We start from the raw sequence: 21,490 nt of genomic DNA, 5'->3' as shown, positions 1-21,490 counted from the left end.
CCGCCTCCCGAGCCGTGAATCCCTGACTCCGGGCAGCGCTGTCCCAACGCCGCCGCACCCACCCCCCGGGTACCTACTCCTCCCCCGGCGCCCCCCGCAATAGCTCCGTCAGCAGCCGCACCGCGCCCCTCTTGTGCAGCGGGTCGTTGCCGTTGCCGCACTTGGGGGACTGGATGCAGGACGGGCAGCCGACGTCGCACTCGCAGGAGGCGATGGCCTGGCGGGTGGCGGTGAGCCAGGCGCGGGCGGTGTGGAAGGCGCGCTCCGCGAAGCCCGCGCCGCCTGGGTGGCCGTCATAGACGAAGACCGTGGGCAGGAGGGTGTCGGGGTGCAGGGGGATGGAGACGCCGCCGATGTCCCAGCGGTCGCAGGTCGCGAAGAGGGGCAGCATGCCGATGGAAGCGTGCTCGGCGGCGTGCAGGGCCCCGCCGAGGATCTCCGGGGCGATCCGGGCGGCGTCCAGTTGGTCCTCGGTGACCGTCCACCACACGGCACGCGTGCGCAGCGTACGAGGAGGGAGGTCGAGCTTCGACTCGCCCAGCACTTCACCGGTGATGACACGTCGACGCAGGAAGGAGACCACTTGGTTGGTGACCTCGACGGAGCCGTAGCACAGGCGGCCGTCTCCCCAGGGGATCTCGACGTCCGTCTCCAGGACGGAGATCGACGTCGTGTCGCGGGCGACCGTCGCATACGGCGGGCTGGCCTCCTCGACCAGGGCGACCGAGTCCTCCAGGTCCAGTGACCGCACGAGGTACGTACGGCCCTGGTGCAGGTGGACGGCGCCTTCGTGGACGGTCGAGTGGGCGGCGCCCTCGTCGACCGTGCCGAGCAGACGACCGGTGCCCTCCTCGACGATCTGCACCGGCCGGCCGCCCTCGCCGCGGATGTCGGTGAGGTCGGCGGCCCTCTCCCGGCGCGTCCAGTGCCAGGCCCTGGTCCGGCGGCGCAGCAACTTCGCGGCCTCCAACTGCGGCAGCAGCCCCTCGGTCTCCGGGCCGAACAGCGCGAAGTCGTCGTCGGTGAGCGGAAGTTCGGCGGCGGCCGCGCACAGATGCGGGGCGAGGACGTAGGGATTGTCGGGGTCGAGGACCGTCGACTCCACCGGACGGTCGAACAACGCCTCCGGGTGGTGGACGAGAAACGTGTCCAGTGGGTCGTCCCGGGCGATCAGCACCGCCAGCGCCCCCTGCCCGGCACGGCCCGCCCGGCCGGCCTGCTGCCACAGGGACGCGCGCGTGCCCGGGTAGCCGGCGATCAGGACGGCGTCCAGGCCGGAGACGTCGATGCCGAGTTCGAGTGCGGTGGTCGCGGCGAGGCCGAGCAGTTCACCGGAGTGGAGAGCCTGTTCGAGGGCGCGGCGTTCCTCGGGCAGATAGCCGCCCCGGTAGGCCGCGACACGCCGGGCCAGGGAGCGGTCGACCTCGGCGAGGCGCTCCTGGGCGATCACGGAGATCAGCTCGGCGCCGCGCCGGGAGCGCACGAAGGCGACCGTGCGCACGCCCTGGACGGCGAGGTCGGTGAGCAGGTCGGCGGTCTCGGCGGTGGCGGTCCGGCGGACGGGGGCGCCCTTCTCGCCCTGCATCTCCGTGAGCGGCGGCTCCCAGAGGGCGAACACCAGTTCACCGCGCGGGGAGGCGTCGTCGGCGACCTCGACCACCGGGAGGCCGGTGAGCCGGCCGGCGGCCACCGCGGGTTCGGCCGCCGTCGCGGAGGCCAGCAGGAAGACGGGGGAGGAGCCGTAGCGGGCGCACAGGCGGCGCAGTCGGCGCAGCACCTGGGCGACATGGGAGCCGAAGACGCCGCGGTAGGTGTGGCACTCGTCGATGACGACGAACTTCAGCGACTTCAGGAAGGAGGACCAGCGGGGGTGGGAGGGGAGGATGCCGCGGTGCAGCATGTCGGGGTTGGTCAGGACGTAGTTGGCGTACTGGCGGATCCACTCGCGTTCCTCGAACGGCGTGTCGCCGTCGTACACGGCCGAGCGTACGGCGGTGCCGAGAGGTTGTGAAAGTTCCTTCACCGATCGGCACTGGTCCGCCGCGAGCGCCTTGGTCGGGGCCAGGTAGAGGGCGGTGGCGCCGCGCCCGTTCGGAGCCTGGGAGCCGTCCAGGAGGGTGGAGAGGACGGGGACGAGGTAGGCCAGGGACTTGCCGGACGCCGTGCCGGTCGCGACGACCACCGACTCGCCGTCCAGGGCGTGCTCGGCGGCGCGCGCCTGGTGGGCCCAGGGATGATCGATTCCACAGGCCTGCACGGCCGCGATCACTTCTGGGCGAATCCGGTCAGGCCAGACGGCATGGCGGCCCGCGCGCGGGGGCAAGTGCTCCGTATGAGTGATGCGCGAGGCCCGGCTCGGTCCCGGGGCGAGCCGGTCCAGGACCGCGCCCGGCGACAGGCGGGGCGCGGCCTCGGCCGGGGGTCGATCGGATCGGTGATTCTTGGCCATCGGCACCGAGTGTGTCACTGGCGTGACGGACAATGGAGCCAAGGCGTCGTGCACGCCTGCCGGTAAGTGATTGAATGCCATCGCGGCTGGCGAACCGTCCCGGGGGCTCCTGCCGAGGTGTCCCGAGGGGCGACCGCTCGATAGCAAGGTGCTGGAGGATCCGTGGACCTGTCCCTGTCGACCCGTACCGTCGGCGATCGTACGGTCGTCGAGGTCGGTGGCGAAATCGACGTATATACCGCGCCCAAGCTGCGCGAGCAGCTGGTCGAGCTGGTGAACGACGGGAATTTCCACCTCGTCGTCGACATGGAGGGCGTGGACTTCCTCGACTCCACCGGGCTCGGCGTGCTGGTCGGCGGCCTGAAGCGCGTGCGCGCCCATGAGGGCTCGCTGCGCCTGGTCTGCAACCAGGAGCGCATTCTGAAGATCTTCCGCATCACCGGTCTCACCAAGGTGTTCCCGATCCACACCTCGGTCGACGAAGCGGTGGCGGCCACCGACTGATCACCCGACCGACCGACGACTGATCCCGTTCCCGGGCACGTGAACAGCCGCGCCCGGGGCGGCAGCACAGTTGAACACCGGGGGACCGGGCTTCGGCGGCCCGGCCCCCCTACCGCACGCCCGTAGTTCGGAGGGGGATGCATGGCCACCGTTGAACTCCGCTTCAGCGCGCTGCCCGAGCACGTCAGGACCGCCCGGCTGGTGGCGGCAGCGGTGGCGCGCAGGGCCGGAGTGGACGAGGCCGTCCTCGACGAGGTGAGACTCGCTGTCGGTGAGGCCTGCTCCCGCGCCGTCGGGCTCCACCAGAACGGCGGCATCAGCGCGCCGGTGAAGGTGGCGCTCATCGAAGAGGAGAAACAGTTCTCCATCGAGGTCGGCGACGAGGCGCGGCATGCGACGCCCGGCGACCGGGCGTCCGGCTCCGGCGGTGACGTCGACGTCGAGGCGGAGGAGGACGAGATGGGCCTCGCGGTCATCAGCGGGCTCGTCGACGACGTCCAGGTATCCGCCGGGGAGCACGGCGGGCTGATCCGTATGACCTGGCCGACCGCTCTGTCGGCCGCGCCCCTGGCCTGACCACCGCGCCGCACCCCGGCGCTGTCACCCATGACCGAAGGGCCCCACCCGTGGGGCCCTTCGTCATGTGCGGACCACGAAGACCGCGTTTACAGTGGTTGCCAGGAAGTGAATCTTGAAATCCCGCTGCGGCCGGCAGCGCCAAGTGAATCTTGTCCTTAATTCGTGAAGCAATTCACGAAACTGAATGCCTCGAAGGCATTACTTCCGACCTGCCTGCGAAGGTGAATTCCATTTACCGCGCACTGTTTTGATCAGGTTCCGGTACCTACAATCCGTCCACATCTTGAGCTCAGCCCAAGCGTCAAGGAGGACGAATGGCGGGGCTTTCTACCCCTCATCGGTTGGACCACCCCACAACCTTCGCAGCCGCAGTGCTGACCGACGGAAACCGCCTCCTCGTGGTGGTCATCGGGGTCGTCGCACTGGCGGCGCTCGTGGTCGCGGGCGTGCTTCTGCGCCAGGTGCTCGCGGCCGGCGAGGGCACCGACAGCATGAAGAAGATCGCGGCGGCCGTCCAGGAAGGCGCCAACGCCTATCTGGCTCGGCAGCTGCGCACTCTCGGCGTATTCGCCGTCGTCGTGTTCTTCCTGCTCATGCTGCTGCCTGCGGACGACTGGAATCAACGCGCCGGACGATCGGTCTTCTTCTTGATCGGAGCGGCGTTCTCGGCGGCCACCGGCTATATCGGCATGTGGCTCGCCGTCCGCAGTAATGTGCGCGTCGCCGCTGCGGCTCGGGAAGCGACTCCCGCGGCAGGTGAACCGGAAAAGGATCTCACCACCGTCTCGCACAAAGCGATGAAGATCGCATTTCGCACGGGCGGCGTCGTCGGCATGTTCACGGTGGGGCTCGGCCTGCTCGGCGCCTCCTGTGTGGTGCTGGTGTACGCGGCCGACGCGCCGAAGGTCTTGGAGGGCTTCGGTCTGGGCGCAGCACTCATCGCGATGTTCATGAGGGTCGGCGGCGGCATCTTCACCAAGGCCGCCGACGTCGGCGCCGACCTGGTCGGCAAGGTCGAACAGGGCATTCCGGAGGACGATCCGCGCAATGCCGCGACCATCGCCGACAACGTGGGCGACAACGTCGGCGACTGCGCGGGCATGGCCGCCGACCTCTTCGAGTCCTACGCCGTCACCCTGGTAGCCGCGCTGATCCTCGGCAAGGCGGCCTTCGGTGACGCCGGGCTCGCGTTCCCGCTGCTCGTGCCCGCGATCGGCGTGGTCACGGCCATGATCGGCATCTTCGCGGTCGCCCCGCGCCGCACGGACCGCAGCGGCATGTCCGCGATCAACCGGGGATTCTTCATCTCCGCGGTGATCTCGCTCGCGCTGGTCGCCGTCGCCGTCTTCGTCTACCTGCCGGGGTCGTACGCGGACCTCGACGGCGTCACCGACGCGGCGATCCAGGGCAAGGGCGGCGACCCGCGGGTTCTCGCCCTCGTCGCGGTGGCGATCGGCATCCTCCTGGCCGCCGTCATCCAGCAGCTCACCGGCTACTTCACGGAGACCACCCGGCGCCCGGTCAAGGACATCGGCAAGACGTCGCTGACCGGACCGGCCACGGTCGTCCTCGCGGGCATCTCCATCGGCCTCGAATCGGCCGTCTACACCGGCCTGTTGATCGGTCTCGGCGTGTACGGGGCGTTCCTGCTCGGCGGTACGTCGATCATGCTGGCGCTGTTCGCGGTGGCCCTGGCCGGCACCGGCCTGCTCACCACGGTCGGCGTGATCGTCGCGATGGACACCTTCGGGCCGGTCTCCGACAACGCGCAGGGCATCGCGGAGATGTCCGGCGACGTCCAGGGCGCGGGCGCGCAGGTGCTCACCAACCTCGACGCCGTCGGCAACACCACCAAGGCCATCACCAAGGGCATCGCCATCGCCACCGCCGTGCTCGCGGCGTCGGCGCTCTTCGGGTCGTACCGCGACGCGATCACCACCGGCGCGCGGGACGTGGGCGAGAGCCTGAGCGGGGACGGGGCTCCGATGAGCCTGATGATGGACATCTCCCAGCCCAACAACCTCGTCGGCCTGATCGCGGGCGCGGCGGTCGTCTTCCTCTTCTCGGGGCTGGCGATCAACGCGGTGTCGCGGTCGGCGGGCTCGGTGGTCTTCGAGGTGCGGCGGCAGTTCCGCGAGAGGCCCGGGATCATGGACTACAGCGAGAAACCGGAGTACGGCAAGGTCGTCGACATCTGCACCAAGGACGCCCTGCGGGAACTCGCCACGCCCGGTCTGCTCGCCGTCATGGCTCCGATCTTCGTCGGGTTCACGCTCGGTGTCGGCGCGCTCGGGGCGTACCTGGCGGGCGCGATCGGCGCGGGCACGCTGATGGCGGTGTTCCTCGCCAACTCCGGCGGCGCCTGGGACAACGCCAAGAAACTCGTCGAGGACGGCCATCACGGCGGCAAGGGCAGTGAGGCCCACGCGGCCACGGTGATCGGCGACACGGTCGGCGACCCCTTCAAGGACACCGCCGGCCCCGCGATCAACCCGCTGCTGAAGGTGATGAACCTGGTGGCGCTCCTCATCGCGCCCGCGGTGATCAAGTTCAGCTACGGCGACGACAAGAACGTCGGCGTACGGGTCCTGATCGCGGTCCTCGCGCTCCTGGTGATCGTCGGCGCGGTGTACGTCTCCAAGCGGCGTGGCATCGCCGTGGGTGACGAAGACAACGCCGCGACTTCGGCCAAGTCGGGTGATCCGGCGGTGGTTTCCTAGGATCCGCGGCGGTTCCCAGCTCAAAGGGCGGGCGGACGGCGCGTGTTGACGCGTCGCCCGCCCGTTCCGCTGCCCCCGCGGCCGAACCCGTGAGCCTTCTCTCTCCTGGTGTAAATGGATGTATGAGCGCATATTGCGGACATTCATCCTGGGGTTGTCGCCCGCTCGGCGTGTATGTTCCGGGGCCGAGAGCCATGGAAGGGACCAATCCGGTGAACAAGAAGCTCGCGGCCGCACTGTCCGGCGGTGCGGTACTGGTACTGGCGCTGTCGGGATGCAGCAGCGACGACGGCAACAAGGAGCTCGACGCCTGGGCCAAGCAGGTCTGTGACGCGCTGCCCGCCCAGGACGCGAAGGTCGACGCGGCCAACGACGCGATCAAGAAGGCCGCCACGGACAACAACGCCCCCGCGAACGTCCAGAAGACCGACTCGCAGGCCTTCCAGGACATGTCCGACGCCTACAAGGCACTCGCGCAGGCCGTGCAGAAGGCCGGCACGCCGCCCGGCGTCGAGGACGGTGAGAAGAAGCAGCAGGACGCCGTCACCGCCCTCAACGGCCTCTCCGCCTCCTACGCCGATCTGAAGAAGAAGGTCGACGCGCTCGACACCAAGGACCAGGCGAAGTTCGCCGACGGCCTCCAGGGCATCGCCACCGAACTGGGCAAGCTCAGCAAGAGCGGCAACGCCGCGCTGAAGAACCTGGAGCAGGGTGACGTCAAGAACGCCATGGCCAAGCAGGACAGTTGCAAGAAGGTCGCGGCGTCGGCGTCCGCCCGGGCCACGACCAGCTGACGGCGCGCGGGCGGCGGGCGGGACACAATGGGGGCGTGAGTGACGCCACCTTGTCCCCCCTGCCCTCCGCCGACCGCCCCGACGTCGCCGACCGGCTCCGTGCGGCCCTGCTCGCCGCCTCCTTCACCGCCGACGGCCTCCTCGACCTGCTCGGAGCCCCCGCGTACGCGGCCCTCGCCCGCAGCGAGACCGTGCCCGCCCTGCGGGCCACCCGGGGCGACACACCGCTCGAGACGCTCGTACGGCTGTTCCTGCTCCAGCAGCCGGTGCCGTACGCGCGCGTGGAGGACGTCCTGCCCGTGCACGCGTGCGTGGAGAGCGGCTGGCTGAGGCGCGGGGGTGAGGACGACATCACCGCGACCGTCGACGTACGGCCGTACGGCGGGCCGGCCGGCGAGGACTGGTTCATCGTGTCCGACCTGGGCTGCGCGGTCGGCGGCGCCGGCGGCATCGGCAGCCGGGACGAGGGAGTCGTCCTCGGCGTCGGAGGCGCGTCCATGACGCTCGCCGGCATCACCGTCCGCGCTCCCGTCGCCGCCGCGCTCGACCTCGGCACCGGGTCCGGGATCCAGGCGCTGCACGCCACGCGGCACGCCACGCGCGTGACGGCGACCGACCTCAACCCGCGCGCGCTGCACATCACCGCGCTCACGCTCGCCCTGTCCGGCGTGCCGGCCGCCGATCTGCGCGAGGGCTCGCTGTTCGCGCCGGTCCGCGACGACGAGACGTTCGACCTGATCGTCTCCAACCCGCCGTTCGTCATCTCGCCCGGTGCCCGGCTGACGTACCGGGACGGCGGGATGGGCGGGGACGATCTGTGCCGCTCGCTCGTTCAGCAGGCGGGGGAACGGCTGAACGTGGGCGGGTTCGCGCAGTTCCTCGCCAACTGGCAGCACGTCGAAGGGGAGGACTGGCAGGACAGGCTCAGGTCATGGGTGCCGCGCGGCTGCGACGCGTGGATCGTGCAGCGCGAGACGCAGGACATCACACAGTACGCCGAGCTGTGGCTCAGGGACGCCGGTGACCACCGCGGCGACCCGGACGCGTACCGCGCGCTCTACGACGCGTGGCTGGACGAGTTCGAGGCGCGCAAGGTGAAGGCCGTCGGCTTCGGCTGGATCACACTCCGCAGGACGGACTCCGCCGAGCCCGTCATCACCGTGGAGGAGTGGCCGCACCCGGTCGAGCAGCCGCTCGGCGACACGGTCCGGGCGCACTTCGAGCGTCTGGACTACCTGCGGGCGCACGACGACGCGGCGCTGCTCGCCGGGCACTTCAGGCTCGCGCCGGAGGTCGTGCAAGAGCAGGTCGGCCTGCCCGGCGCCGAGGACCCGGAGCACGTCGTGCTCCGTCAGAACCGCGGCATGCGCCGGGCCACCAAGGTCGACACCGTCGGCGCGGGCTTCGCGGGCGTGTGCGACGGCTCGCTGAGCGCCGGCCGCATCCTGGACGCCATCGCGCAACTCGTCGGCGAGGACCCCGTGCTGCTGCGCGACCGCACACCGGCCCAGATCCGGACGCTGGTGCAGCAGGGCTTCCTGGAGCCGGCCTGAGAAACACCGGCGCCCCGGCCTCGCGTGGTGGCCTGGCCTCGCCGTGGTGCCCCGGCCTTGCGTGGCAGCTCGGGCTCGCGCCGCATCCGCATCCGCATCCCTTCCCGCCGGCTGCGCCTCCGCCTCGCGGATGGTCCCGATCCGCGCACGGATCAGGTGATCGGAACCGTTCATGGGCCCGTCGAAATGAGCTTCGAGAACGGCAGAGACAACGCGATCAAGCTGTGCGGCGACAAATTCGAGTCGCTCTGTACACCCGCTCATGGGTGTCTCACCAAGATCATGTGTGCGGTCCGGGAGGCTGAGGACGGAAAGACGGCGAGAAAGGCACCCACGCCCGGCAGGGCGTGAGTGAGGCGCCCCCGCCGGCCCTCCCGTCGGCCGCGCCCGCCCGTCCGGCCCGTCGCCCCCGTCCAGCGACCAGCCGTTCACCCAGGGTTCGCCCGGGCGCCGTCCGCGCGTGTCAGCCTCGCCGGGCCGGGACACGCGCGGGTGGGAGACAAGGGGCGCGGACGATCATGGAGAGTGAAGCGGCGATCTTCGCCGGAGCGGTGTTCGCGCTGTTCGGGGGTGGTCTGCTGACATGGACGGCGGTCCGCGTGCGGCAGGGGCAGCCCGTCGCCCAGGGTGTGAACCCCGTCGCATCGGCGACCCTCGCGACGCTGGCCGCGGTCGTCGCGCTGAGCCTCGGAGCGTGGTGTCTCACCCGCCTGTGAAGAGCCGCCCAAGAGCCACGGAAGATCTTGCGGAGAGCTGCGTGAGAACCGCGTAAGGCCGCTCGGGCGGATAATTGAGAAGCTGGGCTCCGGACCGGCGGAAAAGAGTCGGTCGACACTCCGGGCGGCAGGAATGGCGGAAGTCGGGTTACCGTTCGAGTGGCCGTTGCGGGCTTTTCCCGTTTGACACGGGGGCGGGATGTACCGTCACACTCCGCAGCGTCACCATGACCCGACCCCGGGAGCAAGGCCTGGGGAGGCCCCAGCGTCGACCGGAGAGAAGAGCGAAGTTGTCCCCGACCAGCGAGACCGCGAAGGGCGGCCGCCGACTCGTCATCGTCGAGTCGCCTGCCAAGGCGAAGACGATCAAGGGCTATCTCGGCCCCGGATACGTTGTCGAGGCGAGCGTCGGGCACATCCGCGACCTCCCCAACGGCGCCGCGGAGGTGCCGGAGAAGTACACCGGCGAGGTCCGCCGCCTCGGTGTGGACGTCGAACACGACTTCCAGCCGATCTATGTGATCAACGCGGACAAGAAGGCGCAGGTCAAGAAGCTCAAGGACCTGCTGAAGGACTCCGACGAGCTCTTCCTCGCCACCGATGAGGACCGCGAGGGCGAGGCGATCGCCTGGCATCTCCAGGAGGTCCTCAAGCCGAAGATCCCCGTCAAGCGGATGGTCTTCCACGAGATCACCAAGGACGCGATCCGGGCGGCCGTCGCCAACCCGCGCCAGCTCAACCAGAAGCTGGTCGACGCCCAGGAGACCCGCCGCATCCTCGACCGCCTCTACGGCTACGAGGTCTCGCCGGTCCTGTGGAAGAAGGTCATGCCGCGCCTGTCGGCCGGCCGTGTCCAGTCCGTCGCCACCCGACTCGTCGTCGAGCGGGAACGCGAGCGCATCGCGTTTCGTTCCGCTGAGTACTGGGACCTGACGGGCACCTTCGCGACCGGCCGCGCCGGGGATTCGTCGGACCCGTCGTCGCTGGTCGCCCGCCTCCAGACCGTCGACGGCAGGCGGGTCGCGCAGGGCCGCGACTTCGACTCCCTGGGACAACTCAAGAGCGCGAACACCCTCCACCTCGACGAGGCGAACGCCCGCGCCCTGGCCGCCGCCCTGGAGAACACCCGCTTCTCCGTGCGGTCCGTCGAGTCCAAGCCGTACCGCCGCTCTCCGTACGCCCCGTTCCGTACGACGACGCTGCAGCAGGAGGCCAGCCGCAAGCTCGGCTTCGGCGCGAAGGCCACCATGCAGATCGCGCAGAAGCTGTACGAGAACGGCTTCATCACGTACATGCGTACCGACTCCACGACGCTGAGCGACACCGCCGTCGCCGCCGCCCGTGCCCAGGTCACGCAGCTGTACGGCGCCGACTACCTGCCGGCCCAGCCGCGCACGTACGCCGGCAAGGTCAAGAACGCGCAGGAGGCGCACGAGGCGATTCGCCCTTCGGGTGATCGTTTCCGCACGCCGGCCGAGACGGGTCTGACCGGCGACCAGTTCAGGCTCTACGAGCTGATCTGGAAGCGGACGGTCGCCTCCCAGATGAAGGACGCGACGGGCAACTCGGTCACCGTGAAGATCGGCGGCACGGCGGCCGACGGCCGGGACGTCGAGTTCAGCGCCTCCGGCAAGACGATCACCTTCCACGGCTTCCTGAAGGCGTACGTCGAAGGCGCCGACGACCCGAACGCCGAGCTCGACGACCGCGAGCGCCGCCTGCCGCAGGTCGACGAGGGCGACGCCCTCAGCGCCGAGGAGATCACGGTCGACGGGCACGCCACCAAGCCCCCGGCCCGCTACACCGAGGCCTCGCTGGTCAAGGAGCTGGAAGAGCGGGAGATCGGCCGCCCGTCGACGTACGCGTCGATCATCGGCACCATCCTCGACCGCGGATACGTCTTCAAGAAGGGCACGGCCCTCGTGCCGTCCTTCCTCTCCTTCGCCGTGGTCAACCTCCTGGAGAAGCACTTCGGGCGGCTCGTCGACTACGACTTCACCGCCAAGATGGAGGACGACCTCGACCGCATCGCACGCGGTGAGGCGCAGGCCGTGCCGTGGCTGAAGCGCTTCTACTTCGGTGAGGGCACGGGCGAGGGCGGCGCGGCCGACGCCGGCAACGGCGACGGGGACCACCTCGGCGGCCTCAAGGAGCTGGTGACCGACCTGGGCGCGATCGACGCCCGCGAGGTGTCGTCGTTCCCGGTCGGCAACGACATCGTGCTGCGGGTCGGCCGCTACGGCCCGTACATCGAGCGCGGCGAGAAGGACGGGGAGGGCCACCAGCGCGCCGACATCCCCGAGGACCTCGCGCCGGACGAGCTGTCCGTCGAGCTGGCGGAGGAGCTGCTCGCCAAGCCGAGCGGCGACTTCGAGCTGGGCACCGACCCGGCCACCGGCCACCAGATCATCGCCAAGGACGGCCGCTACGGCCCGTACGTCACCGAGGTGCTCCCCGAGGGCACCCCGAAGACCGGCAAGAACGCTGTCAAGCCGCGGACGGCCTCGCTGTTCAAGTCGATGTCGCTGGACACGGTCACGCTGGAGGACGCCCTCCGGCTGATGTCGCTGCCGCGTGTCGTCGGCACCGACGCGGAAGGCGTGGAGATCACCGCGCAGAACGGCCGCTACGGCCCGTACCTGAAGAAGGGCACGGACTCGCGGTCGCTCCAGTCCGAGGACCAGCTCTTCACGATCACCCTCGAAGAGGCGCTGGAGATCTACTCCCAGCCCAAGCAGCGCGGCCGGGCCGCGGCCAAGCCGCCGCTGAAGGAGCTGGGCGCGGACCCGGTCAGCGGCAAGCCGGTCGTCGTCAAGGACGGCCGTTTCGGGCCGTACGTCACCGACGGGGAGACCAACGCGACCCTGCGCTCCGGCGACAGCGTCGAGACGATCACTCCTGAGCGTGGTTTCGAGCTGCTCGCCGAGAAGCGGGCCAAGGGCCCCGCCAAGAAGACGGCGAAGAAGGCGCCCGCGAAGAAGACGGCGGCGAAGAAGGCCGCGCCGGCGAAGAAGACGGCCGCCAAGAAGACCGCGGCGAAGACGACGACGACCGCCAAGAGCACGACGGCCGCGAAGAAGACGACGGCGAAGAGGACGACGGCTTCGAGGTCGGCCTCCGAGGACTGAGCGCGTGTCTCACGGCTTTCTTCACGCCTGCTTCGCGCGACGCACGCCCCGTCATCACTTTGGTGTCGGGGCGTGCGCACCCGCGGACGGGCGCCTCGGGCTGTCAGTCGCTGCCGATAGGCTGAAAGCATGACGCGAGCCGAGCAGCCAACGGGCCACCACCCGGCACCGGACGACGCCCTGGTGGCGGACTCCCGCGAGCGCGCCGTCCGCTCCCTGCTGCGCCAGCCGCAGCTCAAGCGGTTGTGGAGCGCGCAACTGGTGAGCGGCGTCGGGGACGCCCTCGCCCTCCTGGTGCTCGTCCTCCTCGCCCTCCAGGCCGCCATCGCCGAGGGCTCCTTCGGAGGCGGCTACCGGGGCGTGGCGTTCGCGGTGGCGACCGTCTTCGGGGTGCGGATTCTCGCCACCCTGCTCTTCGGCGCCGTCCTCCTCGGACCCCTCACCTCGCTCACCTCGCCGGAGGGCCCGCTCGACCGCCGCTGGACCATGGTCGGCGCGGACGGCCTGCGCGCCGCCCTGCTGCTCGTGGCGCCCCTGTGGATCGACTGGACTCCGGACGACGCCCTGGCGCTGCTGCTGGTCACCGTGTTCGTGACCGGTGTCGCCGAGCGGTTCTGGACGGTCGCCCGGGAGAGCGCCGCCCCCGCGCTGCTGCCCGCCCCGCCCCTGGAGGGCGCGACGGTACGGCCGCTGCCGGACCACCTCGACGCGCTGCGCCGCCTGTCGCTGCGCACCGGGTTCCTGGCGATCCCGCTGGGCGCGGCCACACTGCTCCTGGCGGCATTGTTCAACAATCTGCTGGGCGCCGGGATCTCCTGGTTCGCCCAGCACCAGGCGGCCCTCGCCTCGTACGTCGCGGCGGGCCTGTTCGCCGGATCCCTCTCCGTCGTCGTGTTCCTGGAGCTGCCCGCCACGCGCACCCCGCGCGCGCGGTCCCCGCTCGAGGGCCTGCGCCGGCCCCGCACGGCCGGCGGTGTCGACACCGGTCGCACGGGCGCGATCCCGCTGCTGGTCCTCGCCTGCGCGGCCGTCGCCGGCGCGATCGCGGCCGCCGTCGCCGTGGCGGTGCTGCACGCCAAGGACCTGGGCGGCGGTCCGGTGCTGTACGGCCTGTTCGTGCTCGCGCTGACCGGCGGAGTCGTCATCGGTGTCCGTACGGCGCCGAAGGCGCTGGTGTCGCTGTCGCGGCGCCGGCTGCTGGCGCTGGCGATCGCCTTCACCGGTGTGGCGCTCCTCGCTGCCGGGCTGGTCCCGGACGTCACCTCGGTGCTGCTGATCCTGGCACTGGCCGGTGTCGGCGCGGGCGTGGCCGCCAACACCGGGCACGCGCTGCTGGACCAGGAGACCGAGGACCACCGCCGCACACGCGTGACCGGGCACCTGCACGCGATCGTGCGGGTCCTCGTCGCGCTGGGCGCGCTGATCGCCCCGCTGGTCGCCGCGCTCATCGGGCCGCACCGGATGGAGAGCGGCAAGTTCGTCTTCGCGCACGGCGGCGCCGCGTTCACGCTGATGCTGGTGGGCGCGCTGCTGCTGCCCGTGGCCGCGCTGGTGCTGGCCAAGGTCGACGACCGGTCCGGTGTTCCGCTGCGGCAGGACCTGCGGGACGCGCTCCTCGGCGGGGACGACCCGGCGCAGGCCCCGGCGGCGAACGGCTTCTTCATCGCCCTGGAGGGCGGCGACGGCGCCGGCAAGTCCACCCAGGCAGAGGCGCTCGCCGAGTGGATCAGGGGCAAGGGCCACGAGGTCGTCCTCACCCGTGAGCCGGGAGCCACGCCCGTCGGCAAGCGGCTGCGGTCGATCCTGCTGGACGTCTCCAGCGCCGGACTCTCGCACCGTGCGGAGGCGCTGCTGTACGCGGCGGACCGCGCGGAGCACGTCGACACGGTGGTGCGGCCCGCCCTGGAGCGCGGCGCCGTGGTGATCACCGACCGGTACATCGACTCGTCCGTGGCCTACCAGGGCGCGGGCCGTGACCTGTCCCCGACCGAGATCGCCCGGATCTCGCGGTGGGCGACGAACGGCCTGGTGCCGCATCTGACGGTGCTGCTGGACGTCTCCCCGGAGACCGCCCGCGAGCGGTTCACGGAGGCACCGGACCGGCTGGAGTCGGAGCCGGCGGAGTTCCACGCGCGCGTGCGCTCCGGCTTCCTCACCCTGGCCGCCGCCGACCCCGGCCGTTACCTGGTCGTCGACGCGGGCCAGGAGCCGGAGGCCGTGACGGCGGTCGTCCGTCACCGGCTCGACCAGCTGCTGCCGCTGTCCGAGGCCGAGATCAAGGCCCAGGAGGAGGCGCGGAAGAAGGCCGAGGAAGAGGCCCGCAAGAAGGCCGAGGAGGAGGCCCGGCGCAAGGCCGAGGAGGAGCGCCTGGAGCGTGAGCGCCAGGAGCAGCTCGCCCGGCTGCGCGCCGAGGAGGAGGAGCGCAAGCGGCGCGAGCTGGAGGAGGCGCAGCGCCGTGAGGCCGAGCGGCAGGCCGAGGAGGCCCGGCTGCGGGCCGAGGAGGCACGCCGGCGCGCGGAGGAGGAGCGCCAGCGGCTGCTCGCCGAGGAGAAGGCCCGCGCCGAGGAGGAGGCCCGTCGCAGGGCGGAGGAGGAGCGGCGCCGCAAGCAGGCCGAGGAGGAGGCCCGGTTGCGTGCCGAGGCCGAGGCGCTGCGCCTGGAGAAGCAGCGGAAGGCCGAGGAGGCGCTGCTGCGGGCCGAGGAGGCCCGGCGTGCGGCGGAACAGGCCGCCGCGGCGGCCCAGGCGGGGCCGAGGCGGACACCGCCCGCCCCCGCCTCGGGCATCGGGCCGGACGCGGCGACCGTGCCGACGCCGGTGGTGACGCCGACCAACGCGTCGGGCGGCCCGGTGGAGGAGACCGCGGTGCTGCCGCGCGTGCGGATGGACAAGGAGCCGCTGGAGGAGCCCGGAGCGGGCGCGGGGACGACCACTGGGGCGTCCGAAGGGCCCGACGCCGAGGTGACGACCGAGCTGCCGCAGCCACCGACGCCGACCGCCGCCGACGAGACCGCCGTGCTGCCGCCGGTGCGGGACGCGGGGCCCGCCGACGAGACGGCCGTGCTGCCGCCCGTGCCCGGGGAGCGTCCGGTCGACCGGGTGCCGCCGGGGTACTTCCGTGACGAGCGGCCGGGGTCCGGGCCGGACGGCTCCGAGGGCCGCACCCGTGAGCTGCCGCAGGTCGACGAGGACGGCGCGCCCAGGCGCCCCCGGCCGGACTGGGCCGAGGAGACACCCCTGGACGACCTCCCGTCGCTCGCCGACGAGCTGCTCGGCCCGCACCGGGACGACGACGGCTTCGACGACGGTCAGGGCGGCGGCCGAGGGCGGGGCCGGCGGCGCTGAAGGCCCGGCCCCCGGGCGTTGTCAGTGGCTGCCTCCACAATGGAACCCGCGAAGGAAACCGGCCGGCGCATCGCGACGGACCGCGGCGAACCCTGCGCGACCGTGTGGAACCGTGTGGACGGTGATCGACCGTGATCACCCGTGGGAAAGGGCGGCGTGACCCATGACCGTGTGGGACGACCTCGTCGGGCAGGAGAAGGTGAGCGAGCAGCTCACCGCCGCCGCCCGGGACGCCGACGCGCTCGTCACCGCGGCCGCCTCCGACGCGCCGCCGCCCGAGGCGTCGAAGATGACGCACGCCTGGCTGTTCACCGGCCCGCCCGGCGCCGGCCGCACACAGGTGGCGCGCGCCTTCGCCGCCGCGCTCCAGTGCGTGAGTCCGGACCGGGCGCTCGGCGGCACCCCCGGCTGCGGCTTCTGCGACGGCTGCCACACGGCGCTCATCGGCACACACGCCGACGTCACCACTGTCGCCGCGGTCGGCACGCAGATCCTCGCGGAGGACATGCGCGACACGGTGCGCAAGTCCTACACCTCGCCCGCCACCGGCCGCTGGCAGGTGATCCTCGTCGAGGACGCCGAGCGGCTGAACGAGAAGTCCGCCAACGCCGTCCTCAAGGCGGTGGAGGAGCCGGCCCCGCGGACGGTCTGGCTGCTGTGCGCCCCCTCCCTCGAGGACGTCCTGCCCACCATCCGCTCCCGCTGCCGCCACCTGAACCTGCGCACCCCCTCCGTCGAGGCGGTCGCCGACATGCTGGTACGGCGCGAGGGCATCGAACCCGACGTGGCCGCGGCCGCCGCCCGCGCCACACAGGGGCATGTCGACCGCGCCCGGCGTCTGGCCACCGACCCCGCCGCGCGGGAGCGCCGGGCCGCCGTGCTGAAGCTGCCGCTGCGCGTCGAGGACATCGGCGGGTGCCTCAAGGCCGCACAGGAACTCGTCGACGCCGCCGCCGAGGACGCCAAGCAGCTCGCCGAGGAGAAGGACGCCAAGGAGACCGAGGAGCTGAAGGCGGCGCTGGGCGCGGCCCAGGGAGGCCGGATGCCGCGCGGCACGGCGGGCGTGATGAAGGACCTGGAGGACAAGCAGAAGCGCCGCAGGACCCGCACCCAGCGCGACAGCCTCGACCTCGCGCTCACCGATCTCACCGCCTTCTACCGCGATGTCCTCGCCCTCCAGCTCGGCTCCCGCGTCGCCCTCTCCAACGCGGACGCCGAGGACACCCTGGAGCGGCTCGCGCGCGGCAGCACCCCCGAGTCCACGCTCCGCCGGATCGAGGCCATCGCCGCGTGCAGGGAGGCCCTGGACCGCAATGTGGCTCCACTGCTCGCGGTCGAGGCGATGACGATGGCGCTGAGAACGGGCTGAGCGGCCGGGGCGGCTCGGGCGGGGCGCCCCGGACCAGGGACGCGCCGGACCGCTCGGGCTGGGCGCGAGGGTCGACGCTGGGGCGCGTCGGATCGCGGCGTCATGGATCCGCTCAGCGGGGGACACGGGGTCGACTGGGGCGCGCCGGATCAAGGCGCCACGGACCGCTCGGGCCGGGGACACCGAGCCGACGCCGAGGCGCCTCGGATCGACGCGTCATGGACTGCCCGGCCAGGGCGCGCCCCATCGACCGGGGTTAACTCGTCCGTGGCAACCCGTGTACACGACGCGTTCGGATGATCGCTCAGCGTTACGCTCGCGGGATGTACATCAGGCGCACCTCCCGCAGATCCCGGACCGGCGTCACCCTTCTCTCGCTCGCCGCCCTGCTCGTGCCGGCCTGCTCCTCCGGGGGCTCGACCAGTTCCGCAAGCCCCGCGGCGGCGCAGGCGGCGTTGGCCGCGCTGCCGTCGGCCACACCGCCCGCGCTCGCGTCGTACTACGGGCAGAAACTGCGCTGGCGCGGCTGCGGTGCGCCCGGTTTCGAGTGCGCCACGATGAAGGCGCCGCTCGACTACGCGCACCCGGACGCCGGTGACGTACGGCTCGCCGTCACCCGCAAGAAGGCGACCGGGCCGGGTGAGCGGCTCGGCTCGCTGCTGGTGAACCCCGGCGGACCGGGCGGTTCCGCGGCCGGCTACCTCCAGCAGTACGCGGGCATCGGCTACCCGGCCGAGGTCCGCGCCCGCTACGACATGGTCGCCGTCGACCCGCGGGGCGTGGCCCGCAGTGAGCCCGTGGAGTGCCTCGACGGGCGCGAGATGGACGCGTACACGCAGATCGACGGCACGCCCGACGACCAGCGGGAGACCGACGGGCTCGTCGGGGCGTACAAGAAGTTCGCGGAGGGATGCGGCGCCCACTCGGCCCGGCTGCTGCGGCATGTCTCCACCATCGAGACGGCCCGCGACATGGACATCCTGCGCGCGGTCCTCGGGGACCGGAGACTGACGTACGTGGGGGCGTCGTACGGGACGTTCCTCGGGGCGACGTACGCCGGGCTGTTCCCGGAGCGGGTGGGGCGGCTCGTCCTGGACGGGGCGATGGACCCGTCGCTGCCCGCGCGGCAGCTGAACCTGGACCAGACGGCGGGATTCGAGGCGGCGTTCCGGTCGTTCGCCAAGGACTGCGCGCGCCGGTCGGACTGCCCGCTCGGCACCAGGCCGGGCGACGTCGGCGGGAACCTCAAGGCCTTCTTCAGCAGGCTCGACGCACGGCCCCTGCCCACGGGCGACCCGGCCGGCCGCCGGCTCACCGAGTCCCTCGCCACCACCGGCGTCATCGCCGCGATGTACGACGAGAGCACCTGGGAGCAGCTGCGCGAGGCGCTCACCGCGGCGCTCCGGGACAAGGACGGAGCCGGACTGCTCGTCCTCTCCGACAGCTACTACGAGCGGGACGCCGAGGGCGGCTACTCCAACCTGATGTTCGCCAACGCGGCCGTGAACTGCCTGGACCTGCCGTCGGCCTTCGACGGCCCCGACGCCGTGCGCAAGGCCCTGCCCGCCTTCCGCAAGGCGTCCCCGGTCTTCGGTGAGGGCCTCGCCTGGGCCGCCCTGAACTGCACGTACTGGCCGGTCGCGCCCACCGGCGAGCCGCACCGCATCGAGGCGAAGGGCGCGGCCCCGATCGTCGTGGTCGGCACCACCCGCGACCCGGCCACCCCCTACCGGTGGGCCCGGGCCCTCTCCCGCCAGCTCTCCTCCGCCCGCCTCCTCACCTACGACGGCGACGGCCACACCGCCTACGGCCGCGGCAGCGCCTGCGTCGACTCGACGATCAACACCTACCTCCTCCACGGAAAGCCCCCGGCGTCCGGAAAACGCTGCACCTAGTGCTCCGCACCACCCCCGGAGCCACCGCCTCCGGGGGTGGTGCGGAGCACCCCAGGAAACTGTGTAGACTTACCGATGTTGCTGATCGCACCATGGTGCGGACGGCGCGCCGCCTTAGCTCAGATGGCCAGAGCAACGCACTCGTAATGCGTAGGTCTCGGGTTCGAATCCCGAAGGCGGCTCTTTCAAGACCCAGGTCAGATCCTATCTGACCTGGGTCTTTTTCCTTTCCTTTACGCTTCACCGGTAGGTGGTGGGGACCTTCGGAAGGCCTCCAAATGCAAGGGGTGGCCAAGGGGCGGCCATTTGGACAGAGACGGTGCAGCGCCACCGCAACGGGGTGGCCGAGGAGTGGCCGAGCAGCTGACGTTGGCGAGGGCTGCGGGAGTGGCATGGGTGGTGGCGGGGCCGTGATTCGGGACGGCTGTCCGCCGGTGCCTCCCTTGTAGGCACTCGACAAGGGCTGATGGTTGGGGAGCGCGCGGTTACCTCCTACGCTGCGTCGCGTGTCGGATGTGAAGAGCACCGTGAAGTTCAAGGCGTTGGTCACGGAGACAACCGCCGTACTGCTAACACGCGGCCTGGAAGTGGAGCCGGTGGCGGTGGGGGGGCGTACCAGTCAGACCGCCCGCTGCCGGACGGTGCCAGCGTCATCTATCTGGTGCCGTCGCGCCGCGAGCATCGATCGCGTCCAGGAGATTTCGTAGAGGCTGGTCATCGGAGAGGTGGCCGAGCCCGAAGCCGGTCAATAGCAGCTCGTCCAGGGCGTCGGCGTAGTAGCGGATGGCCGCGGTGATTCCGGCGCGCGTGTAGGGAGCGGGGACTGAAGCCAGCCGCGCTGTCCACGCGTCCCATCGGGTGCCCCCGAAGCGGTGGTGGTTGGTCCCAGCCTCGCGATCACGGATCAGCATGGCGATGACAAGAATGTGGCGGGCGAGTTGGAGCGTCAGGTGGGCGCCGATCAGCATGTCACCGCGAGCAGCCTTGACGGCAGCGAGCACGGCGTCGAACCGGAATGCGTTGACCAGCCCGGTCACGGTGTCCTCGACTCCCTCGGCTGGGGCGGACCTCGGTACAGGTTCGTATCCGCTGGAAGGAGGCACCACGGCGATGTCGAGACGACGCAGATCGAACAGCACGAGGCGGATGACGTACTTGTCGGCCGTGTCGCTGCGATGGGAAGCGAACGCGGGGGCGAGGGAGTTCTCAACCTGCCGACAGAAGTCCTCTGCCACGGCAGCCGGGTCCTCGGCCACCAGAAGCAGATCAAGGTCGGACCATACGTCGGCGTCCAGCGCAGGGCCGTTCGCGGATCCATACGTGCGAAGAGCGCGGATGCGCTCATCGCCGGCGGCGATCCGGGACAACTCCGGCAGGATCTGAGCCTGCCAGCCGAGCGGTGGCAGGTCGGGCTTGCTGGTGTTCATTTCGCCGCTCCGTCCTCGGTGGATCTGGGTGTCGCCGTCTATCGGGGGTCAGCCACACGCAGCCATTTGAGCTTCCGCGGTGTCCGACCACCGAAGGGAATCGGTTCAGAACGATCATCCGCGTCGATCGGCAAGCCATCGCAGGGCGGCTTCGCCGATCCACGTCTGGTGCCGGCGCAGAAACGGGGAGCCGAAATCGGGGGAGGCTGTGCACCGGAGACGAGAAAGAAGCCTGAGAGGGCGGCCAGGGCGGCATCGGCCAGTTCCAGTCACAAATCCACGCTGCTGAGTGTGCGTCGATCAGTACATTGTCCTGGCGCAGGTCGTAGTGCATTACCGCGGGCCCGCCAGTCATCGAAGTCTCCACTGGCCTCGACGTGCTTGAGACCAAGTTGCAGCATCGACGGCGACGGCGCCGCGAGCACCTCGGCCGCCGCCGCGTAGGCGTCCAGGCTGGCGGTCAGCTCAGTCAGCCGCCACGGCTCCGAGGGCATCCGACCGCCCTCCACGGCCTCGAACCCCAACACCAGCCACCCGTCCCGCCCCTCTCTACAGAGCAGCCGGGGGCCGGCACCGCCTCGGGCAGCGCCCGGTTGATTTCCGCCTCTCGCGTGTAGCAGTCAGCGATCACGCCGGAGTCCACGCTGCTCACCGCTTTGACGAACTGGGTGCCGGCTGGTCCGTGGACCACGGCGGCGAAGCCGCGGGTGAACCCGCTTCCGGCCTTCGGTCGGCGGTCACCTCCCCACCCAGATGCTGTGAGACCAGGTGATGGACGTGCTGGGGCAGCTCCTCCCAGTCAGGACGTAATGCGGTGGAGCTGTACCTGGGACGCGGAGTGATGATGTTCACCTTTCAGTCACAATGGGGCAGGCGCGTGCCACAACACCACCGAGATTGTCGGTTCGAGAAGATCCCGTCTGATGCATGATCTGCCCCCCAGAAGGGACGGCCTGGAGTGGTGCATCAGCGCAGGGTGGCCTTGGTCGGGCCGGCTCATCCGGACCTTGTCTC

12 protein-coding genes and 1 tRNA gene are annotated in these 21,490 nt (G+C 71.1%); 11 read left to right on the top strand and 2 right to left on the bottom strand.

The window, feature by feature from the left end:
* Positions 1 to 73 precede the first annotated feature (73 nt).
* A complete protein-coding gene (locus tag ALMP_RS19870; RefSeq protein WP_264930147.1) occupies positions 74 to 2,530 on the bottom strand; it encodes a DEAD/DEAH box helicase in 2,457 nt (818 codons plus the stop codon).
* A gap of 81 nt (positions 2,531 to 2,611) precedes the next feature.
* On the opposite strand from ALMP_RS19870, the gene bldG reads away from it, so the two are divergent.
* The 11 genes from bldG (at position 2,612) to ALMP_RS19815 (ending at position 19,231) form a co-directional block, all read left to right on the top strand.
* Positions 2,612 to 2,953, top strand: coding sequence for an anti-sigma factor antagonist BldG (gene bldG, locus ALMP_RS19865; RefSeq protein ID WP_009189842.1), 342 nt, complete (start codon positions 2,612 to 2,614; stop codon positions 2,951 to 2,953).
* 141 nt (positions 2,954 to 3,094) lie between these two features.
* Positions 3,095 to 3,529 (top strand): ATP-binding protein, encoded by a 435-nt coding sequence (locus tag ALMP_RS19860; protein WP_264930131.1) that lies wholly within the window; start codon positions 3,095 to 3,097, stop codon positions 3,527 to 3,529.
* Between the two features lie 317 nt (positions 3,530 to 3,846).
* The gene (locus tag ALMP_RS19855) at positions 3,847 to 6,252 is read left to right on the top strand and encodes a sodium-translocating pyrophosphatase (protein WP_264930128.1); all 2,406 of its coding nucleotides are present in this window, start codon (positions 3,847 to 3,849) and stop codon (positions 6,250 to 6,252) included.
* 194 nt (positions 6,253 to 6,446) lie between these two features.
* Positions 6,447 to 7,046 carry a small secreted protein gene (locus ALMP_RS19850; protein WP_264930126.1) on the top strand — a complete coding sequence of 200 codons (600 nt, stop codon included), beginning with the start codon at positions 6,447 to 6,449 and terminating at the stop codon, positions 7,044 to 7,046.
* Between the two features lie 35 nt (positions 7,047 to 7,081).
* Positions 7,082 to 8,599, top strand: a complete 1,518-nt coding sequence (locus ALMP_RS19845; protein ID WP_264930124.1) for a class I SAM-dependent methyltransferase — start codon at positions 7,082 to 7,084, stop codon at positions 8,597 to 8,599.
* A 518-nt stretch (positions 8,600 to 9,117) separates the two neighbouring features.
* Positions 9,118 to 9,315 carry a hypothetical protein gene (locus ALMP_RS19840; protein ID WP_264930121.1) on the top strand — a complete coding sequence of 66 codons (198 nt, stop codon included), beginning with the start codon at positions 9,118 to 9,120 and terminating at the stop codon, positions 9,313 to 9,315.
* Between the two features lie 290 nt (positions 9,316 to 9,605).
* Positions 9,606 to 12,443 (top strand): type I DNA topoisomerase, encoded by a 2,838-nt coding sequence (topA, locus tag ALMP_RS19835; protein WP_264930119.1) that lies wholly within the window; start codon positions 9,606 to 9,608, stop codon positions 12,441 to 12,443.
* Positions 12,444 to 12,572: 129 nt separating this feature from the next.
* Positions 12,573 to 15,785 (top strand): dTMP kinase, encoded by a 3,213-nt coding sequence (tmk, locus tag ALMP_RS19830; RefSeq protein ID WP_264930118.1) that lies wholly within the window; start codon positions 12,573 to 12,575, stop codon positions 15,783 to 15,785.
* A gap of 163 nt (positions 15,786 to 15,948) precedes the next feature.
* Positions 15,949 to 17,154 carry a DNA polymerase III subunit delta' gene (locus tag ALMP_RS19825; RefSeq protein ID WP_264930115.1) on the top strand — a complete coding sequence of 402 codons (1,206 nt, stop codon included), beginning with the start codon at positions 15,949 to 15,951 and terminating at the stop codon, positions 17,152 to 17,154.
* A 323-nt stretch (positions 17,155 to 17,477) separates the two neighbouring features.
* On the top strand, positions 17,478 to 19,049 hold the full coding sequence (locus tag ALMP_RS19820; RefSeq protein ID WP_264930113.1) for an alpha/beta hydrolase: 1,572 nt from the start codon (positions 17,478 to 17,480) through the stop codon (positions 19,047 to 19,049).
* Positions 19,050 to 19,157: 108 nt separating this feature from the next.
* A tRNA-Thr gene (locus ALMP_RS19815) sits at positions 19,158 to 19,231 on the top strand.
* Positions 19,232 to 19,699: 468 nt separating this feature from the next.
* Here the strand turns inward: ALMP_RS19815 and ALMP_RS19810 are convergent.
* Complete coding sequence (locus ALMP_RS19810) at positions 19,700 to 20,476, bottom strand: hypothetical protein (RefSeq protein ID WP_264930111.1); 777 nt, start codon at positions 20,474 to 20,476, stop codon at positions 19,700 to 19,702.
* Between the last annotated feature and the right edge of the window lie 1,014 nt (positions 20,477 to 21,490).

This window comes from Streptomyces sp. A012304 (assembly GCF_026008495.1).
In the GTDB taxonomy this organism is placed as follows: Bacteria; Actinomycetota; Actinomycetes; order Streptomycetales; family Streptomycetaceae; genus Streptomyces.
This window is presented reverse-complemented; position numbering and strand designations above follow the sequence as displayed.